Source organism: Nocardia sp. NPDC059240 (assembly GCF_042753865.1).
Classification (GTDB): Bacteria; Actinomycetota; Actinomycetes; order Mycobacteriales; family Mycobacteriaceae; genus Nocardia.
In genome coordinates this window covers 95,140-121,813 of sequence record NZ_JBHZAC010000009.1, presented here as the reverse complement: position 1 = coordinate 121,813, position 26,674 = coordinate 95,140, and the positions used below count along the sequence as shown (strand labels likewise).

The window sequence follows — 26,674 nt, the reverse complement described above, 5'->3', positions numbered from 1 at the left end:
CAGCGTTGGCCGACGCTCAATTGTCGCTGACTTGGCGTTAACCTGCGTTGCGATGTGCCCAAGCCTGCACGTCACCGCGATCGAGTGCCACCGCCAGCAGGTCGGGGAATCGGTCCGGGGTGCAGGCGAAGGCGGGCACACCCAGCGCGGTCAACGCGGCCGCGTTGTCGCGGTCGTAGGCCGGCGCACCGTCGTCGGACAGCGCCAGCAGCACCACCACCTGCACGCCCGCCTCCTTCATCGACCGGATGCGCCGCAACATCTCCGCGCGGACCCCACCCTCGTACAGATCCGAGATCAGCACGAACAGCGAGTCGGCCGGGCGCGTGATCAGCGACTGCGAATAGGCGATGGCGCGGTTGATATCGGTGCCGCCGCCCAGCTGTGTGCCGAAGAGCACCTCCACCGGATCGGTCAGCTTCTCGGTGAGATCCACGACGGCGGTGTCGAATACGACCAGCGAGGTGCGCAGCGACCGCATGGACGCCAGCACCGCCCCGAACACCGACGCGTAAACCACGCTGGACGCCATAGATCCGGACTGGTCGATCGCCAGCACCACATCGCGTTTGACCGCCTGCGCCTTGCGCCCGTACCCGACCAGCCGCTCCGGCACCACCGTCCGATGCTCCGGCAGGTAGTTCGCCAGATTCTTGCGAATCGTCCGGTCCCAGTCGATATCTCGCAGCTTGGGCCGCGACACCCGGGCCGCCCGGTTCAACGCCCCGCCCACCGCCGCCACCGTCTGCGCCGCGATCCGCCGCTCGATCTCCTTGACCACCTTCTCCACCACCATGCGGGCGGTGGCCTTGGTGGTCTCGGGCATCACCCGATTGAGGCTCAGCAGCGTGCCGACCAGGTGCACATCCGGCTCGACCGCCTCCAGCAATTCGGGCTCGAGCAGCAGTTCGGTGAGGTTGAGCCGCTCCACCGCGTCGCGCTGCATCACCTCCACCACCGTCGACGGGAAATAGTGCCGAATATCGCCGAGCCACCGCGACACCTGCGGCGCGGACCCACCGAGCCCGCCCGAGCGCCGCCCGGACCCGCCCGGCCCGCCGGAGTCGTAGAGCGCGCCGAGCGCCCGATCCATGGCCTGATCGTCGGCATTGCCGAGCCCGCCCCCGCCGAGCCCGGCCTCACCCGCGCTGCCGAGCACCAGCCGCCAGCGTCGGGCCTGGCTCTCATCAACGTCATTCATGCCGAAACCCCCAGAATCTCGAGCGCGGCGGTGAGAGCCTGCGTGCCGCGATTGGTGTCGTAATCGGTGTGCCGGGCGCTCGCACTCGCCGGCGCCCCATGCCGCACCGCCTGCCCGATGGCTTGCCGCTCCCCGGACTCGAACGCCCCGAACGTCCGCCGCAACAGCGGCAGCGTCGCCACGAACTGTGCCTCGTCCAGTCCGCACAACCATTCGTCGATGAGCGCCAACAGGTTCCGATCGTGCACCAGCAACAGCCCGCGCCCGCCCAGGAACCCGTCGATCCAGGCCGCCTTGTCGGGCGCCGTGCGACCGACCGACAAGGCCGCCGACAGTCGCCGCCCCGATTCCACGCCGTCGATGCGCTCGGCATCGCAGAGCAGCCGCACCGCCCGCCCCACGATCCCACCGTTCACATCGTCCCGATCGGCGAGCGTGGCCAAGGTGGACAGCCAAGTCCCCGTGGCCCATTCGTTGTCGCGCGCGGACAACGCCAGATGCACCGCATCGAGCTGCGCCCGCAGGGCTGCCGCCGCGTCATTGTCCAAACCGGTGACCGCACCGGGCAATCCGGCGCAACTACGGATCAGCAGACTGTCGGCCACCCGGGTCAGCGCGGCACTGTCGGTGCCGCGCACGTCACCGTATCGCGCGATGCGGAGCAGCCCGGGTAGCGCGGACATCAGATGCGTCACGTCATGATCCAGTGCCGCAACCGATTCCAGTCGCGCGATCAGCCCGTCGGTGGCCCCGCCGAGATCGGCCAGCAATGCTTCTTCGAGCGCATTGGCCACCTTGCCGACTGTGGCATCAGCGTCCGCGGCGAGCTCGAGAATCTTCGCCTCGGCCGCCGACCGCAAGGTCGTCCCCCAGCGCGACGCCTCGACGATCGAGATCGACAGCTCCGGCCGCCACCGCAGCGTCCACGTCTCCCGGAAGGTGCCGGTATTGCGCACCTGACTGTCGGTCAGCCGCCCCCACCCGATCCCCAACAGCCGAAGCCGGTGCAGCAGCCGCGATCTCGCCAGCCCGCCATCGGTGCGCAGATCCAGATCCAGGGTCTTCTCGAGCGCCTGCTGCTTGAGCCGCAGCGTCTTGATCTGCGCCCGCAGATCCGCCTCCAACGGCACCGTCGGCGTGCCGTCGGGCACCGTCCCCAGCGCCTCGCCCACCACGAGTTCGGTGCTGACCAGCCGCAGCATGGTCTCGTCCCCGTCGCACAACACCGCCCGGGTGGCCTCGGTGACCTCCGACAGCCCGGCCAGCGGCCGCCCCCGCAATGTCGCGAGAGTGTCTGCCAGCCGCACGGATTCGATGATGTGCGCACTCGACACCGGCAGATCGTGTGCCCGCAGCGTCCCCGCCACCTTCGTCAGCCAGCGCACGATCGGCTGCTCGGTCTCGGTGAACAGATGGTGATACCAGCCGGGCGAGGTGACCCCGGCCCCGTACCCGGACGAGCTCGCCAACCGTGAATGTGTCCACGGCACCCAGGTCAGCGTGGCCTTGGCCTTGGGCATGCCCTTGAGCAGCCGCGCGTCGGCCGCCGCCGGACCCAGCTTGCCCTCCAGCGCCGGCGCATGCCACGCGCCGCACACCACGGCCAGACGTTTCGCGCCGTCCTTCAGGGACTTCCGCATCATCTGCCGCATCTGCGCCTCGCGTCGCAGCGTGTGCGCGTCCACGGTGATCCGTGCCGACTCGACCGAGAACGGCTCCTCGGTCTCCGTTGTCCCGGACCCCTCCACCGGGACAACGGATTCGGATGTCTCGGCGTGCTCGCGCAGCGCACCCATGGCCTCGTTGACCGCCGCGAAAATATCGGCGTCCGAGGACGATTCGACAATCGCATCCCACCAGCGCTCGGCATCGTCGTAGCCGGCCGCCGCGGCCAGGATGCCCAGCGGATCGGTCCGATCGCCCGGCTCGTCCTCGACGGCCAGTGCGACCGCCGCGGGCAGATCGCAGAACCCCACGGACACACCGTTTTCCGTCGCGTACCGCATCGCCACCCACTCGGGGGAGAAGGCCGCGAACGGCCAGAACGCGGCCTTGGCGGGCACGTCGGGCTGGTAGGCGAGCAGGGCGACCGGCGGCTCCATCCCCTCGGCCGCCAGATACCCGACCAGCGGATCGGCATCGGCCGGTCCCTCGATCAGAATGGCGTCCGGCCGGAACCGCTGCAGCGCCAGCCGCAGCGAGCGGGCCGAACCGGGGCCGTGATGGCGGATCCCGAATACCCGGGTCTCGGCCGCCGCCGTGGTCTCGGCGGCCACCTCCGCCTCGGCAGTGACGGTCATTCGTGCACCTCGCGGCAGGCCCGGTAGAAGTCGGCCCACTCGGGCCGCTGCCGCACCACGGCCTCCAGGTACTCCGTCCACACCACCTGGTCGGCGACCGGATCCTTGACGATCGCGCCCAGCACCGCACCCGCGATATCGGTGGGCCGCAGCACCCCGTCGCCGAAGTGCGCCGCCAGCGCGATGCCATTGGTGATGACCGAGATCGCCTCGGCTGTCGACAGCGTGCCGGACGGCGACTTGAGCTTGGTGCGCCCGTCGTCGGTCATCCCCGAGCGCAACTCGCGGAACACCCGCACCACACGGCGGATCTCCTCGGCCGCGGCGGGCACCGGCGGCAATTCCAGTGCGACGCCGAGCTGTTCGACGCGGCGGGTGACGATCGAGACTTCCTCGTCCTCCCCGGCCGGCAGCGGCAGCACCACGGTATTGAACCGGCGGCGCAGCGCGGAGGACAGCTCGTTGACACCCCGGTCGCGATCATTGGCGGTGGCGATCACATTGAAGCCCTTGGCCGCCTGCACCTCCATGCCCAGTTCCGGCACCGGCAGCGTCTTCTCCGACAGCACCGTGATCAGCGCGTCCTGCACATCCGACGGAATACGGGTGAGCTCCTCGAGCCGCGCGATGGACCCCGCCTTCATGGCGGTCATGATCGGCGAGGGCACCAGCGCCGCCTCGCTCGGCCCCTCGGCCAGCAGCCGGGCATAGTTCCAGCCGTAGCGAATCGCCTCCTCCGCGGTGCCGGACGTGCCCTGCACCAGCAGCGTGGAATGCCCGGCGACAGCAGCCGAAAGATGTTCCGACACCCAAGTTTTCGCGGTACCAGGCACGCCGATCAGCAGCAGGGCGCGATCGGTGGCCAGGGTGGCGACCGCGACCTCCATCAGCCGTCGCGGCCCCACATACTTGGGCGTGATGACGGTCCCGTCGCTCAGCGTGCCACCCAGCAGATAGGTGACCACCGCCCACGGCGACAGCTTCCAGGAGGGCGGACGCGGCCGATCGTCGGCCGCGGCCAGCGCCTTCAACTCGTCGGCGAAGGCCTGTTCGGCGTGCGGGCGCAGCAGGGCGTCCCGTTCCTGAGTCATGGTCACTGCAACTCCTCGAGCATCGTCTTGCGTTCAATGAGGTCATGGGAGAGCTGGTCGAAAGCCTGCTCCCAGTAGGCATCCGCGCATTGCCGGGCGATGGCGGCCACCGCCGGGGCCACCTCGACGGGGAAGTGGGTGGACGCCGCGCGGAACAGCGTCCGATAGGAGCCCGGCACCAGGCTCGGCGCGCCGGGCCGCTCGGCGGACAGTTGCGCGCGCTCCAACAGCAGTCGCAGCACGTGCTCGGCCATCGGGCCGGGCCACGGATGCGGCATGGCGCGCAACAGGGATTCGATCTCGGCCAGCCAGCTGGAATCCAGGCCGCGCAGGTGGCGGATCTGCGCGTCTTCCGGCTGCAGCGCGAACAGCTCGCGCAGTTTCTCGGTGTCGGCGTCGCGGGCGTTCGTACCGGACACCGCCCCGAACAGCGCCGCCGCCCACTCCGGATCGCGTTGCGCCAGTGCCGCATCCGTCCAGCCCGCGAACATCGGCCCGCGCACGTTCTGCGCCATGGCCACCCGCACGGCCTCCTCCGGCGAACCGAGCACCCGCACCCAATGCGACAGCGGCGTGCCCGCCACCACCCGGTGCAGCCATTCGGTCGCCAGATCCGGAGCGCCGTCCGCGCGATAGGCGGTGTACCCGAAGGAATCTCCGACACCGTCGCGCCGGGCCGCGTCATCGAGCACACCCGGCCCGGTGGTCACCAACTGTGGACGGGTCAGATGCGGACCGAAGCTCAGCCACGCCCCGGCGCGCTCCCGCATGCGCTGCGCGAAGGCCGAATCCGGCAGTCGCCCCAGCAGATCCGCCGCCAGCCGCCGCACCTCGGCCCGCCGATCGTCGAGCGCCGACTCCAGCAACGCCTCGTCCTCGATCGAGAGCCCGTCGGCCAGTACCGCCAGCAATTCCGCCTTGCCCGGCCCGGATTCCGTGCCCCAGGTCCCGGCCAGTGCCGCTCGCGCGGCCGCCGGATCCCGATGCCGCAACTGCGTGAGCCAGCTGCGCCGCTCCCCGGCTCGGCCGTGCGACCACACGTTCTCGTCCTCGGCGGCCGCCCGCACCAGCGACCGCCAGCCCGGATGCTGCGCCGCCAGCCACCGCCCCCGCGCACCGGCCAGCCGCAACAGCGGTTCCCTATGCGGGGCAAGCGCTTTCGCCCGCTCCAGCAGGAAGCTGACCAGCCCGTCGGCGGCCCGGAAATCACGCGGCCCGACCAGCAGGAACCACTCGTCCAGGAACGGCGAGTTGTCGCGCAGCATGTCGCCCAGTCGTGCCCCCGCGGCGGCGGGCAGCAACGGCCGCTCGTCGTCGGTCGCGGACGCACCATTCTCCGTGGTCGCCGGCATCACCCCGCCGCGTGCGAAACAGTCTTGCAGCGCAGCCGATTCCAGCAATACGGCGGCCGAATCCTCGCCCAGTCCCACCGCCGCTGCCGCCACCGGTGCGGCCAGCCCCGCCGGATCGACCTGCCGCCGCGCGGTCCCCACCAGTGCCGCCGACACCAGTTCGGTGCTCGCCCCGTCCTCGATGCCACCCCGCACCGGTATCGGATTCCCCGCTGCCACACCGACATCCACCATGTTTCCAGCCGCGAGAGCGGCCACGGGCACCAACCCGTCCACCGTCCACTCGCCGATCACGGTGAGCGGATGCCCACCCGACAGCCCGAGCAGCCGCCACGGTTCCCCCTCGGCGACCGACACCGGCAGCGCGGTGCCGTCGGTTTCCCGGATGTACCAGCCGTTTTCGCCCCGCACCGGGACGACATCGGCCAGCAGCATCGGCCACGACCGCAGGAAGGGATCGGCTCCCAGCGCCGCGGCCTGCTGTGTCAGAGCCGAAGCGACGCTGCCGTCCGCGAGCAGCGGAATCGTGGTGAACGGCTCGGGAATGTCCTCATGACGCGCACCCCACATGGCCCGCAACGGCGTGGCACTCGGATAGAAGTGCACACTCGCATCCACCTGAAACCCGGGTGCCGGAGTGTCATTGGGGAAGGCGGGGCTGCCGTAGTGATGGTCCACCAGCAGCGCCCAGCGCCCGGATGTTCTCCCGCGCAACCACACTCGGCGGGTATAGAGGTTGTCCTCCGTCGTGGTCCGCACCCCGAGCACGAGCCAGCGATCCCGCACGGCCGGCTCGGTGCGCACGCTCTCGGCAGGCGTCGGATATCCGATATGCGTCCGCACGCTGGCCTGCAGCGCGGGGGAGAGCGCGTCGAGCCTGGCATGCGCGGTGGCGAGCAGATGCAGCCGCGCGTATTCGCGCACCAGTAGCCGGGGCCATTCCGAATGCGTGGTGGCCAGAGGTAACTGACGCAGCGTCGACGCGATCCCCGGAGCCTGTGCATCGACCATGCGCGCGGCCACCGTCTCGAAGGCCCGCATCGACCGGTCGGCCTGCGCCAGCCCGGTCCGAATCTGATCGGTCAGCCAGGTATCCAGATCGGCCAGCCCCGCGCTCACCCGGGCCCGCCGCTGATCCGCGGTGGCTCCGGCGGCGCGAGCCGGTTTGGCCTCGGGCGCGGCCTTCTTCGCGGCGCGAGCAGACCGCCCACCCAGCCAATCCGCCGCGAAGTCCGCGACCTGATCGGCCTCCGCGACCTCCCCGGCGCTCCAGGCCAGCAACAGCGACAACGCGTGCTTGCACGGAAACTTGCGACTCGGGCAGGTGCATTTATAGGCGGGCCCCGACAGATCCACGATGGTCTGATACGGCCTGCTCCCGCTGCCCTGACAAAGCCCCCACAGCGCGGTGTCATGAATCCCCGTACCACTCCACTTGCTGCGCAGCTTGCGCGCCGCGGTCAGCGACGCGGCATCCGGCGCGAGCGAGCCGATGTGATCGGCGGTCCAAGCGATGGTCATCCTTCCCCCTTCCTCGGTTGAGCAAAGTTGTATCGGAAGGCACCGACAGATCCGCCCGCGAACGACCGCATCGAATCGTGATGTGAAAATCGTTCTGCCAGTAGCGGTTCGGGGGATGGCTCCCACCGTTCACGCAGGCCATCCGCCGCCGGCGGTAGGGTCGCGGCATGCCTCGCATCGCGATCGAATACTGCACCCAATGCCGCTGGCTGCTGCGCGCGAGCTGGATGGCGCAGGAGTTGCTCTCCACCTTCGCCACGGACCTCTCCGAGGTGGCGCTGATCCCCGGCGAGGGCGGGATCTTCCGCATCACCGTCGACGGCGAGCAGATCTGGGAACGCAAGGCCGACGGGGGATTTCCCGATATCGCGGTGCTCAAGCAGCGCGTCAGGGACCGCGTGGCCCCGGACAGGTCGCTGGGCCACGCGGACGCAAAGGCGGACGGTAAAACGGCGGACTAGCCGCAGCAGCCGCCACCGCAGCAACCGCCGCCGGACGGGGGCGCGACCGGAGCGGGTGACGGCCCACCCCCGCGTGTCACCGTCCCGAACGTCGTCAGCAGCTTGACCGTGTCGTCATGTCCCGCGGGGCAGGCGGCAGGTGTCGCAGACTCGGCCATCGGACGGTTCATTTCGAAGGTATCCCCGCACTCACGGCAGCGATACGAGTAACTCGGCACGCCGACAGCCTAATCGACGTGTCGGGACGACTCGGTACGCTCGATTTACGGGGTACGAGGAGGTGGCTGGTGAGCACTCAGATCTTCGACACACTGTCGGAAGACGCCGGCGTGCCGATGGCGCGGACGGCCAGCGGTGAGATTTCGGGTTCGCGCGACGGGAAGATCGCCGTGTGGCGCGGGATTCCCTATGCCGCCACGACCGGTGGACCCAACCGATTCCGCCTACCGCAACCCCCGCAACCGTGGACCGGGGTCCGTGAATGCACCACCTTCGGTGACGTCGCACCCCAATCGCCCGGTTTCGTCCCCGTGGACGGCAGCCTGCGCATGGGCGAGGACTGCCTGTGGCTCAATGTCTGGGCCCCCGCCGCACCGAAGGACGACCACCGCCCGGTCCTGGTCTGGCTGCACGGCGGCGCGTACTGCCTGGGCACCGCCGCCCAGGCCATCTACGACGGCAAACGCCTGGCCGAGACCGGCGACGTGATCGTGGTCACCGTCAACTACCGGCTCGGTGCGCTGGGTTTCCTCGACCTCTCCTCGCTCGGCGAAGAATTCACCCCGAATCTGGGCTTGCACGACCAGATCGCCGCCCTGCGCTGGGTGCGCGACAATATCGCGGCCTTCGGCGGCGACCCGGGCAATGTCACCCTCTTCGGCGAATCCTCCGGCGCGGGCTGCGTGACCGCACTGCTCACCTCACCGCTGTCGGCGGGCCTGTTCCACCGCGCCATCGCCCAATCCCCGCCCGCCACCACGGTTTTCGGCCCGGAACGCGCCGCCGTCGTGGCCAAGCGCTACCTCGAACTGCTCGACATCACACCCGACCAGGCCACCGAACTGCTGACCATGCCGATGGAACGCATCATCACCGCCGCGGGCACCCTGCTCGACGAGGTGCCGCTGCGCGAGCCCGGCCGCCTGGCCGCCGCGCCCGTGGTGGACGGCAATCTGCTGCCCGCCTATCCGAGTGAGCGCTTCCAGCAGGGCCGTTCGCATCGGGTGCCGCTGCTCATCGGCACCAACAAGGACGAGGCGTCGCTGTTCCGGCTGTTCCGCTCGCCGATCATGCCGGTCACCCCGGACGCGGTGAACGCCATGCTGCGCGGCGTCGCCGCCGACCATCCGGGCTTGTCGCCGGAGCGGTTGGCCGAGATCGCCTCGGCCTACGAGTCCAGCACCCCGCGCGGTGCGCTCACCATGTCCACCGACGCCGCCTTCCGCATGCCCGCGCACTGGGTCGCCGACGCGCATTCCGCGCATTCGCCGACCTGGATGTACCGCTTCGACCATGCCACCCCGATGCTCAAGGCGGCCCGCGTCGGAGCCGGGCATGCCACCGAATTGCCTTATGTCTTCGGCAATTTCGGCTCCTTCGACTACGACCCCACCTTCTGGCTGGGCGGCCGCAAGGCGGCGCAGGACGTGTCGGGCCGCATGATGCGCCGCTGGCTCGCCTTCGCGGGCTACGGCGTGCCCGCCGCGATCGACGGGTCCAAGCATTGGCCGCCCTACAGCGCCGCGACCCGGCGAACCCTGGTCATCGACACGGTGGACCGGGTGATCGACGATCCCGACAAGGACCGCAACACCATCTGGGGAGACGACGTCGTCGGGTTCTACTGAGCGGCAACAGTTGCGCGCCGGCCCAGCCGAACCGGCATGTGCGCGTACCCGTGCAGGGTGTAGAGCGGACGACGATGCGGTTCCCCGTCCAACGCCAGATCGGGGAAGTTGTCGAACAGCGACCGTAGCGCGTACGCACCCTCCATCCGGGCCAGGCTCGCGCCCAGACACGTGTGGATACCGCTCGAAAAGGTCAGGTGCTCACGGGCATTCGACCGGGTGATGTCGAAACTGTTGGGCTCCTCGAACTTGGCAGGATCGCGATTGGCTCCCGACAGTGACATCACCACCACCGTGCCCGCCGGAACCGCGTGCTCGCCGACCTCGGTGTCGCACAGCGCAAGTCGTGCGGTCATGGTGACCGGCGGGTCGAATCGCAGGATCTCGTCCACCGCCTGCCCCCACAGCTCCGGATCCTCCTTCAACTTCGCCAATTGCTCAGGGTGCGAAAGCAATTGGACGACACCATTGCCGATCAGATTGACCGTCGTCTCGAAGCCCGCGCCCATCAGCAGACTCGCGGTGGCCTTCAACTCCCGGTCGTCCAGATCGCCCGCGGTGACCAGGCTGCTGAGAATGTCCTCGCCCGGCTCCCGCCGCAACCGGGCCAGATGCTCGTCGAGATAGCCGTCCATCACACCCATGGCCAGATAGGCGTCGCGCCAGGTCCGCCAGGAGATGCCGATATCCAGCAGCGGGCTGCCCGCGTCACCCCAGGCCAGGAACTCGTCGCGCTTCTCCTGCGGGAAACCCAGCATCTCGGCGATGATGGCGATCGGCACCTGCTGGGCGAAACCCTCGATCAGATCGGCCGAACCGCCCGGCGGCAGCGCGTCGAGCAGTTCCGCGGTCACCGATTCGATCCGATCCCGCAACCGGCCGATGGCGCGCGGCGTGAACGCCGCCGACACCGACTTGCGCAGCCGGGTGTGCTCGGGAGGATCGACCATCAGCATGGACGGCGGCTCCACCGGATTCGGCGGCGTCTGCACCGTCTTCAGCCGATTCCGCAGCCATTTCGGCATGTCCATGCCATCGGGCCCGAAGGTGCCGAAGCGGCTGTCGCGCAGGATGGCCCGGGTGAACTCGTAGTCGGCGGTGACCGTCCAATACGACTTCGGCAGCAGCCGTCCGCGCTGACGAATCTCCTCGATACTCGGGTAGGGATCCCGCAGCGCCGCCTGCGTGGTGATCAACCGCGCGAACGGGTCGCGGCGAGCCTGTAGTCGCAGCGCATAGCGCGCGCCACCCTGTTCGACCACCCAGCGGGCCCAATACCGTGGACTCATCATCACGGGACTCCCTCGTCATCGGATGATTCCACGGTACGGAAGCCGTTGGCCGGGAAAAACATCCCGCGGAGGGAAGTAATTCTCCTACCCGGGTAGGAGAGCTCAACTCTCGAACTCTCAGGGGCTTCCCCTGAAACCCCTGCTACCGACGCTCGGTGGTCACCCTTTCACTGGCCACCCGGCGCTCCCGCGCCCCCGCATCCTGATTGGCCACCTGCACCAGCGACGCCCCCGCCGCCAGCACCGCGACGAACCCGTCGATCAGCTCGGCCGGGGTATCCCACGACCCGGTGGACAGCACCCGGTCCTCGCTGGTGAACCCTTGCCGCGCCGCCGATTTCCGCGCCTGCTCGAGCACCTCCGACACCGACACGCCGTCCAGCGCGCACCCGATGCCGCCCGGCCGGAACTGGTCGCCGTGCACGCGCACGGAGGTCGCGTAGTCGGTGACCCCGATCGGCAGATCCTTGACCGGCATCCCCATCGGGTCCAGTGACAGCGCCGCCACCTCCGCGATCCCGTCGGCCTCGTCGATGCGTTCGGCGGTCACCAGCGCCAGTTCCGCGTCCGGATCGGCGTGCAGCACCACCTCGGTCCCGGCCCACCAGCAGCCCAGCAGCACGGCCGCGGTCTGCCAGTGCGCCGGCAGCAGCACGGCGACGCGCGCCCCCGCACTCAGCCCGAACTCGTCGCGAATCATATTGGCGGTCTTGGCCGCCCAGTTGGCCAGCGTCAGCGCGGATAGTTCGATACGCGCGCCGGTGGCGTCGTCGTAGAAGGTGATGCGCGGGCCCGCGGGGTCGCGGGCGAGGATGGGGTCGAGTACCGCTTCGGTGAGGGTCTCGTTCAGTTCACGCATTTCGGTCCGTTCGTGCCGGCATCGATGGGTGGGGCTGGTGGCACCGGCGTCGCGGTCGTGCTGCCTCCGGAGAAGTCGAACGCGCCACTGCCGGTCGCCGAACCCGGACCAGCGTAGTCACTCGCCAGCACCACGCGGATGGTGCCCGCCGGAAGTCCGTTCTCACCGATCACCGGCAGCCCGCCCAGCGCCGCAGCCACCGCCCGCGCCTTCGGATCCCCGCCCGATCCGGCCAGCACCCGGCTGCTCTGGATCGGCCCGCCGATCCAGTTGTCCACCGTCCCGGTCCGGAATCCCTTGGCGGCCAGCGCCTGCGCCGCCTGCCCGGCCAGTCCGCCGGTGCCGGACGCGTTGTAGACGTCGACGGTGATCGAGGACGGGTCGATGCCGCCGTCGCCCTCATCGTCGCCGCCCACCGCCTTGGCCACGAACTTCTGTACCGCGGGCGGATCCACCCGCACCACGGATTCGCCATTGTCGGTCCAGCCGTTGAGGTCCTTGACCGGAATGGTCGCGAACTTCACCTGACCGCCGGAGAGGTCCTGCAGCTGATGCAGGAAGCTCAGCACATCCCAGCCGTCATCCAGCACCACCGTGCGGCCCACCGCATTGCTGAGTTCCTGCAGGCGGGACGGGCTGGTGAGCATCTTCGCGCTGAGCACCTGATGCACCAGCTGCGCCATGTACACCTGCTGCCGCACGATCCGGTCCAGGTCGCCGCGCGGCAGCTCGTGCCGCTGGCGCACGAAGCTCAAAGCCTCTGCGCCATTGAGCTTCTGCGGCCCGGCCGGGAAGTCCGCACCCGAAAGCGGTTCGTCCACCGCATTGTTCAGGCACACGTCCACCCCGCCCACGGCATCGGTGAGCAGCACGAAACCCAGCAGCCCGACCTCGGCGTAATGGTCGACCGTGATCCCGGTGAGGTTGGCCACCGTTTTGACCAGCGCCTGCCGCCCGGCCAGGGTCGAGCGGCGATCCGCCTCGGCGGCCGTGACGCCCTGATCGACCAGCTTCTGCTGCAGCAGGGCCTTGGTCACGCCGTACGCCGAATTGATCTTCCCCATGCCGATGCCCGGGATGTCCACGTACGAGTCGCGCGGAATCGAGATGGCTGTCGCGGAACTGCCGTCATTGGGCACCCGGATGAGCACGATGGTGTCGGTATTGAGCCCGCCCTCGCCGTCGTCCCCCGCGTGCAGCATGGCCAATTCGTCCGTGGTGAGCGGATTTCCGTGCGCGTCGGTGCGGGCGTCGATGCCGACCATCAGGATGTCGGTCGCGCCGTCGGCATTGTCGCCGCCCAGCCCCAGATTCCCGATCCGCTCGATGCTCGACACCAGCTGATCCACGCTGTGCCAGCCCAGCCCGGTGACCACCAGCACCAGCACCGCGACCACCGCGGTCAGCACCCGGCCCGGAGTGGCCAGGCGGCGGTTCGATGCGAATGGCATGGATGCCCAGGAACTCTCTGGCAACCGGATGGTCCTTTCGAAAGCGTGGGAATCCCCCGATATGCAGGCTAGTAGCGGTAACCAAAATGTTGCAGTATCGGCGGATCCGGTGAGTCGTGCGGGTGCATGGGAAACTGGCTGCCGTGACTGGCACCAGGCTGCTGATAACGGGCGCACGCGGGCAGTTGGGGCGGGCAGTGCAGACTCTCGCGCCGCAGGCGCGTGGCTTTGCACACACCGATCTCGACATCTGCGATCCCGATGCCGTGCGCAAGGTGGTGCACGAAGGCGACATCCTGATCAACTGCGCGGCGTATACCGCTGTGGACAAGGCCGAAACCGACGAAGCTGCCGCCTACGCCGTGAATGCCACCGGCCCCGGCGTGCTGGCTCAGGTCTGCACCGAAGAATCAGCCCGCCTGATCCACGTCTCCACCGACTACGTCTTCCCGGGCACCGGCACCCACCCGTACGAACCGGACGATCCGACCGCCCCCGCCACCGTCTACGGCCGCTCGAAACTCGCTGGGGAACAAGCCGTTGCGGAGTTCGCCCCCACCGCGCACATCGTCCGCACCGCCTGGGTCTACACCGGGCAGGGCACCGATTTCGTCGCCACCATGCGCCGCCTCGAACGCGAACGCGACACCCTCACCGTCGTGAACGACCAACTCGGCTCGCCCACCTACGCGCCCGATCTGGCGGCGGGCCTGCTCGAACTGGCCGCCACCCCGGCCGCCCCGCGAATCCTGCACGCCACCAATGCCGGTCAAGCCACCTGGTTCGATCTCGCGCAGGCCGTCTTCAGCGGCCTCGGCGCGGACCCGAACCGCGTACTGCCCTGTGGCACCGAGGATTTCCCGAGACCCGCTCCGCGCCCGGCATATTCGGTCCTTTCGGGCAATTCGTGGGCCGCCGCGGGCCTGTCGCCGCTGCGGCACTGGAAGCTGGCACTGAACGACGCACTGGCCGCCATCTCCGACTATCCTGGGCCCCCGTGAGCCCCTCGGATTCTGTCGGACAGCCCCCCGCCGCGGCGAAAAAACCGCAGCTGGCAGTCGTCACGGTGACCTACTCGCCCGGCGAGCACCTGGAACACTTCATCAGCACGCTGACCACCGCCACCGGTGAGAAGCCGCAGGTCATCCTGGCCGACAACGGCTCGGTCGACGGCACCCCGGAACTGGCGGCCGAAGCCAACGCCCATGTGCGGCTGCTGCGCACCGGCGGCAATATCGGCTACGGCGGCGCCATCAACCGCGCGGTCGCCGAGATCGACCCGGACATCGAATTCATCGTCATCGCCAACCCGGACATCCGGTGGGGCACCGACTCCATCGACGAACTGCTGGCCGCGGCGCGCCGCTGGCCGCGTGCCGGTGCGGTCGGCCCGATGGTGCTCGAGCCGGACGGCAGCACCTACCCGTCCGCGCGCTCGGTGCCGGGCATCGCCGACGGTGCGGGCCACGCCATCCTGGGCAGCATCTGGCCGGGCAACCCGTGGACGCTGCGCTACCGGCAGGACAATGCCGCGCCTTCCGAGCGTTCGGTGGGCTGGCTGTCGGGCTCCTGCCTGCTGGTGCGCCGCGCCGCCTTCGATTCCATCGACGGTTTCGACTCCCGGTACTTCATGTACATGGAGGATGTCGACTTCGGTGATCGGATGGGCCGCGCGGGCTGGCACAATGTTTTCGTGCCGTCCGCGGAGGTCACGCACGCCAAGGGGCACGCCGCGGGTCGCCACCCGGAAACCATGCTGCCGGCGCACCACGCCAGCGCCTACCGTTTCCAGGCCGACCGGCATCCGCATTGGTGGCAGGCTCCGCTTCGGGTCGCGCTCAAGGCTGGACTTGCGATTCGTTGCAGGCTTGCGGTTCGATCCGCACTGCGCGAACGCGATCGAAACGGCACCGTTTGAAACACGGCCGTTTAATATCGCTGACGCGCATTCCTGACAACCTGACACAGGGGAGAAAATGGCGAACAGCGGTAGTACCGCCGCGACAACGGATGCGGTGATCCTGGTCGGGGGCCAGGGCACCCGACTGCGTCCGTTGACCTTGTCCGCCCCCAAGCCGATGCTGCCGACGGCCGGACTGCCGTTCCTGCAGCACCTGCTGGCCCGCATCGCCGATGCGGGCATCAAGCACGTGGTGCTCGGCACCTCGTACAAGGCGGAAGTGTTCGAAGAGCACTTCGGCGACGGCTCGGACCTGGGCCTCGAGCTCGAATACGTCACCGAGAGCGAAGCGCTCGGCACCGGCGGCGGCATTCGCAACGTGCTGCCCAAGCTGCGTGCGGACACCGTCATGGTGTTCAACGGCGACGTGCTCGGCGGCACCGACCTGGGCGGCGTGCTCGACACGCACCACGAGTCGGGCGCGGACGTGACCCTGCACCTGGTGCGGGTCAGCGATCCGCGGGCCTTCGGCTGCGTGCCGACCGACGCGAACGGTCGGGTCACCGCGTTCCTGGAGAAGACCCAGGATCCGCCGACCGACCAGATCAATGCCGGCTGCTACGTCTTCCGGCGCGAATACATCGAGAAGATCCCGGCCGGTCGACCGGTCTCGGTCGAGCGGGAGACCTTCCCGTCGCTGCTCGCCGAGGGCGCGCACATCCAGGGACACGTGGACACGTCGTACTGGCGTGACATGGGCACCCCGGAGGACTTCGTGCGTGGCTCGGCGGATCTGGTCCGCGGCATCGCGCCCTCCCCGGCGCTGCCGGGACAGCGGGGCGAATCGCTGGTCCACCCGGGTGCGGGAGTCGCCCCGGGCGCACTGCTCATCGGCGGCACGGTCGTCGGGCGCGGTGCCGAGGTCGGCGCGGGCGCCAGGCTCGACGGTGCGATCCTGTTCGACGGTGCGCGCGTGGAAGCCGGTGCCACCGTGGAACGTTCGATCATCGGCTTCGGTGCTCGGATCGGTCCGCGTGCGCTGGTGCGGGACGCCGTGATCGGTGACGGCGCGAATGTCGGTGCGCGTTGCGAACTACTACGTGGTGCTCGTATCTGGCCGGGTGTCGACATCCCGGACGGCGGCATCCGCTTCTCCACCGACGTCTGACACCTGAATACGAATTCGGGCCGATCCCTGGGGATCGGCCCGAATTTCGTTTCTGCGGCAGGGGTTCAGCGTTCCCACTTGCCGGGGTTGAGATGGAACTGCGCCAGCGCGGTCGCATGGCCGTGCCCCATCTCATGATCGGTCTTGAGCCAGTTCACCAGGTCCTTCTGACCGCTGAGACCGGAGGCGGTCATGGCGGTGAACCATTCGTCCACGGTGCGACCGTATTTCGCCTCGATCGACGGGAAGTACGAAGCGGGGCCGTGCGGCTTGGTGGTCGCCATGTCTGTCTCCTTGTCCGTGGTGTCGAAACAGTTGACGGTACGGCCCGGTGGAATTCATCGCGGTGTGACGCGGGTCATGCTGTGACGGCGCGGGTTTCGGCGGTGCGCTCGTTGACCAGCAGTACTCCGGTGAGGGCGACCAATGCGGCGGTCACGCCGTGGACGCCCAGCGCCGTGGCGGTCGAACCGTCGTGGCGCAGGATGGAGAGCATGTCGCCGGTCGGAATCAGGGCCGTCACCAGCATGGCGATGCCCGCGGACTTGCGTTGTCCGGCGACCAGCAGAGCGACCGGGACCAGGCCGGAAATGACATCGCGGACGCCCTTGACGTTCAGGAAGTCGGCGGCGTCGCCTGTGGGATAGGTCTTGAAGCCGAAGCTGGGGGCCATGGCCTGGGGATCGGCCATGTAGCGCACGCCGATGTAGCCGATGAACCCGGCTCCGGTGACGGCGAGGGTGGTGGCGATGCGGGAGGTGAGGCGCGAGGTGAACATGTGCTGTGCTCCAAGTTCTAGCGGTGCTAACTGATGAAGCAACGCTAACTGATGCATCGGTAGCTTGTCTAGCGGTGCTAGAGTTTTCTTTCATGAGCGCCATCCAGACCCGCAAGGAACGCGAGCGCGCCGAACGCCGGCAACGCATCGTCGAAACCGCCCGAGAGATCGCGGAAACCGACGGCTGGGACGCCGTCACCGTCCGCAAGCTCGCCGACCGCATCGAATACAGCCAGCCCGTGCTGTACAGCCACTTCGCGGGCAAGGACGCCATCGTCTCGGCCGTCGCCCTGATGGGTGCCGCCGAACTGGCCGAATCCACCCGGCAACTGCGGGAATCCGCGGACACGCCGGAAGCTGCGCTGCGGGCGGTCATCCAGGGCTATCTCGACTTCGCCCGCGACAGCGCCGCCCTCTACGACGCGATGTTCCTGCTGCGCACCGACCTGAAATTCGGCCCGGACGCACCGCAGGCACTCAAGGACGCGTTCGTGGAGCTGCTGCTGACCTTCGCACCGTTCGCACCGCCACACGACGTCGAGACCTTCACCGAAGTCGCGTGGAGCACCCTGCACGGGTTGGCCACGCTGGATCGAGGTGGCCGGTTGCGGCCCGACTTTCGTGCTCAACGTCTGGAAATACTGATCGCCCAATGGGTTCGCGGTGACTGAACCCACGGTTGCGCCTCGGGTCGCGTCTACCGGCCTAGTCTGGATTCATGGCTGACGCTGTGGTGGTCGGATCGGGTCCCAACGGGCTTGCGGCGGCGGTGATCCTGGCGCGCGCGGGACTCGCGGTGGAGGTGTACGAAGCCGCGGACACGATCGGGGGCGGCTGCCGGACGGGGGAGGTGACGCTGCCGGGATTCCATCACGACCTGTGCGCGGGGGCGCATCCCATGGCGATCGCGTCGCCGTTCTTCCGGGCCTTCGATTTCAAGGCGCACGGGGTCGAGTTGCTGACGCCGCAGGTGTCGTATGCGCATCCGCTCGACGGCGGGCGGGCGGGGCTGGCTTGGCAGGACCTCGAGCACACCGTCGACGGGCTGGGGCGCGACGGGGGATCGTGGAAGCGGCTTTTCGGGCCGCTGGTGCGTAGATGGGAAGATCTGGTCGGGCTGATCATGTCTGATCTGCGGCACCTGCCCATCGATCCACGGGGGCTGCTGGATCCGGGCATCGAGGTGCGGGTCGCGCGGCGGATGGTCGAGCAGGCTACACCGTTGTGGAACCTGCGGTTTCGTGAGGAGATCGCACCGGCGCTGCTGACCGGTGTTGCGGCACATGCCATCCGGCCGCCGCGCAGCATTGCGGGGGCGGGGGTTTCGCTGCTGCTCGGGACGTTGGCGCATGTCGACGGGTGGCCGGTGCCGCGGGGCGGCAGCCAGGCCATCATGGAGGCCCTGGCCGAGGACTTGAAAACCCATGGCGGCCGGATCTTCACGGGGCATCGCGTCGATTCGCTCGACGATTTCGCCGACGTTCGCGCCGTGCTGCTCGACCTCGCACCGGCGGAATTCCAGCGCATCGCAACGCTTCCCGCGCGATACAACTTCGCTTTGGACAAGTTCCGGTACGGGGGAGCGGCTTGCAAGGTCGACTTCGCGCTCTCGGGGCCGGTGCCTTGGCAGGCACACGGCTGCGACCGGGCGGGCACGCTGCATCTCATCGGGACCCGGGCCGAGGCGCTCGCCGCCGAAAGAGCGGTGGCCGCCGGAAGGTTCGCTGATCGCCCTTACGTTCTCGCCATCCAGCCGGGCGTCGTCGACGCCACCCGCGCACCCGCCGGCAAGCACACCTTCTACACCTACGCGCACGTCCCCAACGGCTCCACCGAAGACATGACCGAAGCCGTCACCGCCCAGGTCGAACGCTTCGCCCCTGGCTTTCGCGACCTCATCCTCGCCACCAACGTCCGCACCGCTGCCACCATGCCCGCCCACAACGCCAACTACATCGGCGGCGACATCTCTGCCGGTGCAATGACATTGCGCCAGACCATCTTTCGCCCGGCCCCTCGCTGGAACCCCTTCTCGACTCCACTCCCCGGCGTCTACCTCTGCTCCTCCGCCACGCCACCCGGCCCGGGAGTCCACGGCATGAACGGCTACTACGCCGCCCGCCACACCCTCCGCAAGGAATTCGGCGTCCTCACCGACCCTCTCGATCTTCTGACCGACAACTGGCGCATCTGATTTCGAGGTTTGCTCCACGAATCTTGTTGATTGCCGGGAGTTTACAGAGCGTGTTGCCCTGATAGTTCTGTCGTGTCGCTTGATTCGAAACTATGATCGAATACATGACCGATATCGCAGATGAGCTCGCTACCGCGCAAGCGGTTGTCGCGCATCTGCGTGCCGTGCACTCACAGATTGCTGCCCTGCAATCCGAAGAGATCGCGTTGATGACCAGCCTCTACCACCTGCGCCGCACTCAACAACTCGACCTCGGCGTCAGCAACCTCAACGCCGGCGAGGACACCGCCACCGAAATCGGTATCGCACTGAAGGTTTCGCAGGGCACTGCCGACGGCTTGATCGCCCTCGGCCTGGATTTGGAGAACCGCTGCCCAGCCGCCCGCGAGGCCTTCGCTGCCGGTCGCATCGACCTGGCCCAGACCCGCGCGATCACCAAGTCCCTGACCAACGCCTCCGACGACCTGCTGGCCGAGCTGGAACCGGGCCTGGCCGCGTACGCGGAAAAGGCTGACCCGCAACGCATCCGCCGCACCGCCCGCCGCCGCCTCCTCGAAATCGACCCGGCCGGTCAAGCCGCCCGCCGCAAGTCTGCAGAAGCCGACCGCTACGTCTCCATCACCGCCCACGACGACGGCACCGCCCTCCTCGACGGTGTCCTGCCCGCCGCGGGCGGCCAAACCCTCTACGAGCGCCTGCGTGAAATGGCTTCCACTCAGTGCTGCGGCAAGGACCTGCGCACTGTTGCCCAACGCCGCGCCGACGCCCTCGTCGCGCTGGCCGACGGCACCGGCCGCCTGATCTGCCGGTGCGGCCACGACGACTGCCCCCGCGCCGTCGTCGGCGAAATCCCGGTCCCCCGCAAAGCCCTTGTCCAGGTGGGCGTCTCGGCGGAAACCCTGGCCGGCCTGCAAGACAACCCGGCCCTCCTGTCCGGTCTCGGTGCCATCGACCCCGACCTGGCCCGCCAAATCGCCCGCCACGCCCGCTTCGAAATCATCACCGACACCACCACGCCGTCCACCGCCGCATCGATCCCCACCGAGCCTGCTGCTGGTATTGCGGAAACCGGCTCCGCCGCCACGACTGTCACCGCCGCTGCCGCCATCGGTGGGTTGGCCGCCATCTCCGACCTCGCGACGGTCGGGCTCAACGCGACCGCCGTTGGCGCGGAAACCGGCTGCACCACCCCGACCGTCGCCACCGCAACCAGCATCACCACCGGCCGCACCGCCTCCAGCGCTGCAACCGAACTGCGCTACCGCCCGGGTGGCCGCACTGCGCGGCAGGCGCGTGCGATCGACGGGACCTGCCGGGCACCCGGCTGCCACATCCCCGCTACCGCCAGCGATCTCGACCACCAGGACCGGTTCGACCACATCAACCCGCAGGCCGGGGGCCGCACCACCGAGGACAACCTCGGGGCACGTTGCCGCCGTCACCATCGACTCAAGACGTTGGCCGATAATCGCGCCAACGGGTGGACCGTGCGTCACCACCCCGGCCGGGTCGTGGAATGGCGCACGCCTACTGGGGAATCCGCGATCACCGAGCCCGAAGGCAGCCTCTTCCTGTTCCCGACCACCGTCGTGCCGCCGGTCACCGCGGCCGGGGTGCCGGACGCGGAACCGACCGGGTCGATCTTCGATCCGGGGGTCGCGGTCAACATCATGACCGAGTTGATGCAGGTCTACACGACCCCGTTGCAGCGTCGGGAGCAGGCACGCGCCCTCGCTTCGCGTCGGGCCCGGATCAACATGTGATTCAGATGCTTGAGGCCAGGTAACTCGGGGGGGAAGACTACTTGCGTGACTGCACGCCAATGGGATTGCGTCGCGGTGGGATGTACCAGGCAGTGTGGTTGCGTCGCCTGCCCTACCGGACTTTCGCTGACGCGACTTGGGGGACGTGACTCGCCTACCGGCCCACGGACTGCACGGATCACCTTTCAGAGACAAGACTCGGGAAGATGCGGGGGTTAGGCTCTCGCGTTATGGCCGGTTATTCGGGGACGCCATTGCCTCGCAAGCTTGGCATCAAGGCGGAGTCCAGTGTGTTGTTGGATGGGGCGCCTGTGGGGTTCGAGTTGGGGGAGCTGCCGCCGGGGGTTGAGGTGCATCGGCGGGCGGGGGGTGGGCCCTACGATGTTGTCGTTCTGTTTTGTGGTGATCGTGCTGCTATGGTGCGGCGGTTTTCGGCGTGCCGGGCGGTGCTGACTACCGCTGGGGGGTTGTGGGTGGGGTGGCCCAAGAAGGCCAGTGGGGTTCCTACCGATCTGAGCGACAACGTTGTTCGGGAGTATGGGTTGGCTCAGGGGCTGGTGGATAACAAGGGGTGCGCGATCGATGACACCTGGTCGGGGCTGCGGTTTGTGGTGCGGCTCGTCGACCGGTGATTACTGCTGAGCCGGTTCGGTTCGGTAGAGGTCGGGCTCGAGGTAGATGACTCGGGCGGCGGGGACCTGGGTGCGGATGCGGGATTCGGCGTCGTCGATGGCTGCGGCGATGTCGGTGATTTCCAGGCCGGGGACGATGGAAATCTTTGCGGCTACCAGCATTTCTTCGGGGCCCAGGTATTGGGTGCGGAGGTGGATGACGCGGTCGATGCGGTGGTCGTCGACCAGGGCCTCGCGGATTTTGGTGTCTTCCTCGGGGGTGGCGCCCTCGCCGATCAGCAGGCTCTGCATTTCGATGATGAGGATGATCGCGATGGCGCCCAGCAGGATTCCGATGGCGAGGGTGCCGACACCGTCCCAGATCGGGTCGCCGGTGATCATGGTGAGGCTGATCGCGGCGAACGCGAAGACCAGGCCGATGAGCGCGCCGGAGTCTTCGAGCAGGACGACGGGGAGTTCGGGGTTGCGGGAGTTGCGGATGAACCGCCACCAGCTCGCGTTTCCCTTGAGGGGCGCGGATTCTCGCATGGCGGTGGTGAAGCTGTAGCCCTCCAGCGCGATGGCCAGGCCGAGGATGGCGATGGCGACAAGCGGGTTGGATAGCTCCTCCGGGTGCTGGATCTTGTGGATGCCTTCCCAGATCGCGTACAGCGAGCCGAGTGCGAAGATCACCAGGGCGACCACGAAGGAGTAGAAGTAGCGGTTGCGGCCGTAGCCGAACGGGTGGAGTTGGTCGGCTTCCTGTTCCGCGCGGCGTTGGCCGAGCAGGAGCAGGCCCTGGTTGGAGGTGTCGGCCACGGAATGCACCGCCTCGGCCAGCATGGATGCCGATCCGGTGATGGCCGCGCCGACGAACTTGGCTACCGCGATACCGGCGTTCGCGCTCAGCGCCGCCAGGATGGCCTTCTTACCGCCGCCCGCAGACAATGCGACCGCCCTTTCCCGAGATGTCCGTTTTGTCCGTAAAACGTGCTTCAGACCGGGAGAGCCTACAGTCTGCTCGTCACTCCTCGCCTACCGCGGCACAGAACAACTGTGCGGCGCCGTCGATGGCTTGTGCGCGAATTCCGCCGTCGGCGGCCGAGATCCAGGCGGCGTGGCCGCATTCCACGGTGAGGTCGTGATGGCCCTGGGACAGTTTCACCCGGCCGTGGGTGACCAGGGCGATGACGGGGCCGGACTTCACCACCGGTACCGGATCCGCGCCCTCGAGCAGTTCGAAACGGCTGAGGCCGAATTCGGGGGCGGGGGTGTGGTAGCGGAAGACGGTGTCGGACACCTTTTCCGGCTCCACGACGGGCAGTTCCAGCGGCTCGAAGTCCAGGACCCGCAGCAGCTCCGGCACATCCACGTGTTTGGGGGTGAGGCCGCCGCGCAGCACATTGTCGGAGTTGGCCATGATCTCGACGCCGACGCCGCGCAGGTAGGCGTGCAGGTTTCCGGCGTCCAGGAACAGGCCCTCGCCGGGTTCCAGGGTGATGCGGTTGAGCAGCAGCGCCGCCAGCACTCCGGCGTCGCCGGGGTAGGCCTCGGCCAACTCCAGCGCGGTGCGCACCTCGGCCACGAATTCCTTGCCGGTGCTGCCGGTTCGGGACTCCGACAGGTAGCGCACGCAGCCGTCGAGGACCTTGGGCAGCAGGGTGCTCAGGCTGCCCTGCGGCAGCGCGATCCAGGTGGTGAACAGGGTCCGCAGGCCGGCCGAATCGGGTTGGGCGGCCAGCAGATCGGCGTACTGGGACAGCTCGGGCACGTCGATGGCGTTGAGCAGGCGGACCGTTTGGCGCGGGTCGCGGAAACCGGCGAGCGCCTCGAAACGGTTGAGCGCCACCACCAGTTCGGGCTTGTGGTTCTCGTCGCGGTAGTTGCGCAGCTTCGAGTCGAGGGCGATCCCGCTCTGGTTCTCCCGGGCGAAACCGGCGCGCGCCTGTTCGAGGCTGGGATGCGCCTGCAGCGACAGGGGTTCCTCGGCGGCCAGGATCTTCAGCAGGAACGGCAAGCGCCCGCCGAATTCGCCCGCGACGCCGCCCAGTTCACGCTGGGGGTCGGCGCTGACGAATTCCAGCAGGGATTCGCTGTGTCCGTTGATCTGTACGCGCGCGGGATCGGCGGGGTGTGCGCCGAACCAGAGTTCCGCTTCCGGATGTGCGGAAGGAACCGGTCGTCCGCACAGCTGAGCGAGCGCGGTGCGCGAACCCCATGCATAGGAACGCAGCGCACCAACGAGTCCGTGCACTAGTAATTGCCCCCGTCGTAGTGTCCCGGTCCGGTGGCCGGGCGGGAACCGAGTAGTCGAAGATAGGCGGCCGCCATCTCCAGCCGAAGTGCGAGTACCGCAAGCTTTTCCAGCTCGGTGCGGTTGGTGGTGCCCCCGTCGGCGACCGGTGCGGGACTCGCCGCCTCGGCGTCCACCGTCACTAGGTCGGCGTCGACAAGTCCGGCGTCGGAGCCGAAGACGGCCAGCCGGCGGCGTGCGGTCAGCTCGTCGGGGTCGGCGCTGAGCACGAAGATTCGAACCTGCTCCACGGGGGCCGGACCGTCGAGTTCCTCGTCGTGGAAGAGAGGGTCGAAGTCGGGCGCGGGCACACCGGCGGCGGCGACCAGACGGGCGTGGGCGGCAACGGCTTCCGGCAGGGTGACGCCGGTGACGATCTGCCCGGCGGCGGCCAGCAGTACCTCGGAGCCGTGTTCGGCCAGCACCGCGGCGGCACCGGAATCACCGGCCAGCAGCACGCGTTTGCGCTGCTGCATGCGGGTGGCGAGGGTCTTGGCGGGATTGTGGAAGGCCTCGTAGGTGGGGCCGTCGCGCAGCGCTTCCTCGTCGAGCAGGTCTGCGAGCGCGTTCAATTCGGGCACCAGCGGGCCGGTGCGGTGCGGGTCGATGGTGGTGAGCACGGCCAAACCGGCCGCGAGATAGCGCAGCATGCGGTTGTGGTCGAGCACCCGCACCCGCGGCGCGAGGATGGTGGCGCGGCCGGCGGCGGCCGCGCGGATCGGGCCCTCGTCGGGGGCGGCGACGACCACTTCGGCACCCCGGCGAAGCGCTCGGTCCACTGCCTCGGCCATGCGTGGATCGCCCGCGTCGTCACCGGCGACGAGCACCACGTCCAGCGGGCCGACCCACGGCGGGATCGACGTCGCCGACACCAGCGGCATGCTGGTGCTGTCGCCGAGGGCGGCGATGAGGAGTTCGGCGGCGCGCTTGGCGCGGCCGCTCCCCGAGACCAGGACCAGACTGCGCGGGCGCAGATCGGTCAGACGAGACAGGGCATCCTCGGCCAATGCCGCGGCGGTCGCCCGTACCTGGGCTCCCCCCGACGCCGCGGAACGGAGTACGCCGCCGGCGTCCGCCGCCTCCAGCGAGGCGACGTCATCGAGATCGAATATCGGTGTCCCAGCGATCATCGGGCGTTGCCACCTCCCCTCATCGGGTCACCAGACGCTGGTGAATCCAAGCTCTGTGATTCCACTATTCCAGTCAGGCGCGGACGATGCTCAGGATCTCGGTTACGAGTGCGTCTACTTCGTCCTGCGATCGCGCCTCGACGTTGAGCCGCAGTAGCGGTTCGGTATTACTGGCGCGCAGGTTGAACCACGCACCGTCGGCCAGCTGCACCGTCACACCGTCCAGCCGATCGACCGATTTCGCTCGCTTGCCGAATGCCTCGAGGATCGCTTGGGTGCGCTCCTTGGCATCCGCCACTGTTGAGTTGATCTCTCCGGAGGACGCGTATGTTGCATACGCGGAAGCCAATTCCGACATCGGGCGGTCCTTCTCGCCCAAAGCCGCCAAAACGTGCAGCGCCGCGAGCATGCCGGAGTCGGCGCCCCAGAAGTCGCGGAAGTAGTAGTGCGCCGAGTGCTCGCCGCCGAAGATCGCGCCGGTCGCCGCCATCTGCTGCTTGATGAACGAGTGGCCGACGCGGGTGCGCACCGGAGTGCCGCCGAGCTCGGTCACCAACTCCGGCACGGCCTTCGAGGTGATCAGGTTGTGGATGACCGTCGCGCCCGGCTCCTTGGTCAGCTCGCGCTCGGCGACCAGACCGGTGATGGCGCTGGGGGAGACCGGGTCACCCTTCTCGTCCACCACGAAGCAGCGGTCGGCGTCGCCGTCGAAGGCCAGACCGATGTCCGCGCCGGTCTTGCGGACGTAGTCCTGCAGATCGACCAGGTTCTTCGGATCCAGCGGATTGGCTTCGTGATTGGGGAAGTTGCCGTCGAGTTCGAAGTAGAGCGGCTCGATGGTGAACTGCGGCAGCACGCCCAGCACGGCGGGCACGGTGTAGCCGCCCATGCCGTTGCCGGCGTCGACCGCGATGCGCAGGGGGCGGGAGGTGCTCAGGTCGACGAGCTTGTTGAGGAAGTCGGCGTAGGCCTGCAGGAGGTCCTGACGGGTCTCGGTGCCGCGGGGGCCGTCGAATTCCGGGACTCCGGCGATGACCTCGTCGCTGATGGTGGCGAGGCCGGTGTCTTGTCCGACGGGAAGTGCTTTTGCCCGGCACAGCTTGATGCCGTTGTACTTGGCCGGGTTGTGGCTCGCGGTGAACATGGCGCCGGGGCACTCCAGGTGGCCGGAGGCGAAGTACAGCTCGTCGGTGGAGGCGAGGCCGATGTGCACCACATCGAGGCCCTGGGCGAGCACGCCGTCGGCGAAGGCGGCAGCCAGTTCCGGTGAGGAGTCGCGCATATCGTGACCGATGACGATGCGCTGCGCACCCTCGGCGCGCATCAGCCGGGCGAACGATCCGGCGACGTCCCGGACGAAGTCCGCGTCGATCTGCTCGCCGACCACTCCGCGAACGTCGTATGCCTTGATGACTGCTTGAACGGACTCGGCGGACCGGGCGACTGTCATAAGGGACACCCT

22 protein-coding genes are annotated in these 26,674 nt (G+C 68.5%); 8 read left to right on the top strand and 14 right to left on the bottom strand.

The window, feature by feature from the left end; genetic code table 11:
• Positions 1-37: 37 nt before the first annotated feature.
• From ACFXHA_RS30420 to ACFXHA_RS30405, 4 genes are read right to left on the bottom strand one after another with little or no spacing between them, the layout of a single operon-like run.
• Entirely contained in the window at positions 38-1,201 is a 1,164-nt protein-coding gene (locus ACFXHA_RS30420) for a VWA domain-containing protein (protein WP_379362407.1), read from the bottom strand.
• Positions 1,198-3,501 carry a DUF5682 family protein gene (locus ACFXHA_RS30415; RefSeq protein WP_379362406.1) on the bottom strand — a complete coding sequence of 768 codons (2,304 nt, stop codon included), beginning with the start codon at positions 3,499-3,501 and terminating at the stop codon, positions 1,198-1,200. The genes ACFXHA_RS30420 and ACFXHA_RS30415 overlap by 4 nt, the downstream gene beginning before the upstream one ends.
• Complete coding sequence (locus tag ACFXHA_RS30410; RefSeq protein WP_379362694.1) at positions 3,498-4,592, bottom strand: AAA family ATPase; 1,095 nt, start codon at positions 4,590-4,592, stop codon at positions 3,498-3,500. The genes ACFXHA_RS30415 and ACFXHA_RS30410 overlap by 4 nt, the downstream gene beginning before the upstream one ends.
• 2 nt (positions 4,593-4,594) lie before the next feature.
• On the bottom strand, positions 4,595-7,465 hold the full coding sequence (locus ACFXHA_RS30405; RefSeq protein ID WP_379362405.1) for a DUF5691 domain-containing protein: 2,871 nt from the start codon (positions 7,463-7,465) through the stop codon (positions 4,595-4,597).
• A gap of 167 nt (positions 7,466-7,632) precedes the next feature.
• Between ACFXHA_RS30405 and ACFXHA_RS30400 the strand changes: the two genes are divergently transcribed.
• Complete coding sequence (locus ACFXHA_RS30400; RefSeq protein WP_379362404.1) at positions 7,633-7,926, top strand: SelT/SelW/SelH family protein; 294 nt, start codon at positions 7,633-7,635, stop codon at positions 7,924-7,926.
• Here the strand turns inward: ACFXHA_RS30400 and ACFXHA_RS30395 are convergent.
• Complete coding sequence (locus tag ACFXHA_RS30395; RefSeq protein WP_379362403.1) at positions 7,923-8,144, bottom strand: zinc ribbon domain-containing protein; 222 nt, start codon at positions 8,142-8,144, stop codon at positions 7,923-7,925. The two genes, ACFXHA_RS30400 and ACFXHA_RS30395, sit on opposite strands and share 4 nt — an antisense overlap.
• Before the next feature lie 117 nt (positions 8,145-8,261).
• Between ACFXHA_RS30395 and ACFXHA_RS30390 the strand changes: the two genes are divergently transcribed.
• On the top strand, positions 8,262-9,773 hold the full coding sequence (locus ACFXHA_RS30390) for a carboxylesterase/lipase family protein (protein ID WP_379362693.1): 1,512 nt from the start codon (positions 8,262-8,264) through the stop codon (positions 9,771-9,773).
• On the opposite strand, the gene ACFXHA_RS30385 is transcribed toward ACFXHA_RS30390, so the two are convergent.
• The 3 genes from ACFXHA_RS30385 to ACFXHA_RS30375 all read right to left on the bottom strand — a co-directional run bounded on the left by ACFXHA_RS30385 (position 9,767) and on the right by ACFXHA_RS30375 (position 13,375).
• Positions 9,767-11,062 (bottom strand): cytochrome P450, encoded by a 1,296-nt coding sequence (locus tag ACFXHA_RS30385; RefSeq protein ID WP_379362692.1) that lies wholly within the window; start codon positions 11,060-11,062, stop codon positions 9,767-9,769. The genes ACFXHA_RS30390 and ACFXHA_RS30385 overlap by 7 nt on opposite strands.
• Positions 11,063-11,207: 145 nt before the next feature.
• Complete coding sequence (locus ACFXHA_RS30380) at positions 11,208-11,924, bottom strand: TIGR03089 family protein (RefSeq protein WP_379362402.1); 717 nt, start codon at positions 11,922-11,924, stop codon at positions 11,208-11,210.
• On the bottom strand, positions 11,912-13,375 hold the full coding sequence (locus ACFXHA_RS30375; RefSeq protein ID WP_379362401.1) for an LCP family protein: 1,464 nt from the start codon (positions 13,373-13,375) through the stop codon (positions 11,912-11,914). Before ACFXHA_RS30375 ends, ACFXHA_RS30380 begins: the two co-directional genes overlap by 13 nt.
• A gap of 143 nt (positions 13,376-13,518) precedes the next feature.
• On the opposite strand from ACFXHA_RS30375, the gene rfbD reads away from it, so the two are divergent.
• From rfbD to ACFXHA_RS30360, 3 genes are read left to right on the top strand one after another with little or no spacing between them, the layout of a single operon-like run.
• Positions 13,519-14,376 (top strand): dTDP-4-dehydrorhamnose reductase, encoded by an 858-nt coding sequence (gene rfbD, locus ACFXHA_RS30370; RefSeq protein WP_379362400.1) that lies wholly within the window; start codon positions 13,519-13,521, stop codon positions 14,374-14,376.
• A complete protein-coding gene (locus ACFXHA_RS30365) occupies positions 14,373-15,293 on the top strand; it encodes a glycosyltransferase family 2 protein (RefSeq protein ID WP_379362399.1) in 921 nt (306 codons plus the stop codon). The genes rfbD and ACFXHA_RS30365 overlap by 4 nt, the downstream gene beginning before the upstream one ends.
• Before the next feature lie 58 nt (positions 15,294-15,351).
• Positions 15,352-16,443 (top strand): sugar phosphate nucleotidyltransferase, encoded by a 1,092-nt coding sequence (locus ACFXHA_RS30360; protein WP_379362398.1) that lies wholly within the window; start codon positions 15,352-15,354, stop codon positions 16,441-16,443.
• A gap of 65 nt (positions 16,444-16,508) precedes the next feature.
• On the opposite strand, the gene ACFXHA_RS30355 is transcribed toward ACFXHA_RS30360, so the two are convergent.
• Positions 16,509-16,727: a DUF4287 domain-containing protein gene (locus ACFXHA_RS30355; RefSeq protein ID WP_379362397.1), complete on the bottom strand. Its 219-nt coding sequence runs from the start codon at positions 16,725-16,727 to the stop codon at positions 16,509-16,511.
• Positions 16,728-16,801: 74 nt separating this feature from the next.
• A complete protein-coding gene (locus ACFXHA_RS30350) occupies positions 16,802-17,221 on the bottom strand; it encodes a DUF4267 domain-containing protein (protein ID WP_379362396.1) in 420 nt (139 codons plus the stop codon).
• Positions 17,222-17,313: 92 nt separating this feature from the next.
• Between ACFXHA_RS30350 and ACFXHA_RS30345 the strand changes: the two genes are divergently transcribed.
• The 3 genes from ACFXHA_RS30345 to ACFXHA_RS30335 all read left to right on the top strand — a co-directional run bounded on the left by ACFXHA_RS30345 (position 17,314) and on the right by ACFXHA_RS30335 (position 21,178).
• Complete coding sequence (locus tag ACFXHA_RS30345) at positions 17,314-17,892, top strand: TetR/AcrR family transcriptional regulator (RefSeq protein ID WP_379362395.1); 579 nt, start codon at positions 17,314-17,316, stop codon at positions 17,890-17,892.
• A gap of 47 nt (positions 17,893-17,939) precedes the next feature.
• Entirely contained in the window at positions 17,940-19,415 is a 1,476-nt protein-coding gene (locus ACFXHA_RS30340; protein ID WP_379362394.1) for a phytoene desaturase family protein, read from the top strand.
• A 104-nt stretch (positions 19,416-19,519) separates the two neighbouring features.
• Positions 19,520-21,178, top strand: coding sequence for a DUF222 domain-containing protein (locus tag ACFXHA_RS30335; protein ID WP_379362393.1), 1,659 nt, complete (start codon positions 19,520-19,522; stop codon positions 21,176-21,178).
• Between the two features lie 632 nt (positions 21,179-21,810).
• On the opposite strand, the gene ACFXHA_RS30330 is transcribed toward ACFXHA_RS30335, so the two are convergent.
• The 4 genes from ACFXHA_RS30330 to ACFXHA_RS30315 form a co-directional block, all read right to left on the bottom strand.
• Positions 21,811-22,737: a cation diffusion facilitator family transporter gene (locus ACFXHA_RS30330; RefSeq protein ID WP_379362392.1), complete on the bottom strand. Its 927-nt coding sequence runs from the start codon at positions 22,735-22,737 to the stop codon at positions 21,811-21,813.
• 76 nt (positions 22,738-22,813) lie between these two features.
• Entirely contained in the window at positions 22,814-24,043 is a 1,230-nt protein-coding gene (gene manA / locus ACFXHA_RS30325) for a mannose-6-phosphate isomerase, class I (RefSeq protein WP_379362391.1), read from the bottom strand.
• The gene (locus ACFXHA_RS30320) at positions 24,043-25,212 is read right to left on the bottom strand and encodes a tobH protein (protein ID WP_379362390.1); all 1,170 of its coding nucleotides are present in this window, start codon (positions 25,210-25,212) and stop codon (positions 24,043-24,045) included. The genes manA and ACFXHA_RS30320 overlap by 1 nt, the downstream gene beginning before the upstream one ends.
• Positions 25,213-25,285: 73 nt before the next feature.
• Positions 25,286-26,662, bottom strand: coding sequence for a phosphomannomutase/phosphoglucomutase (locus ACFXHA_RS30315; protein ID WP_379362389.1), 1,377 nt, complete (start codon positions 26,660-26,662; stop codon positions 25,286-25,288).
• Positions 26,663-26,674 lie beyond the last annotated feature (12 nt).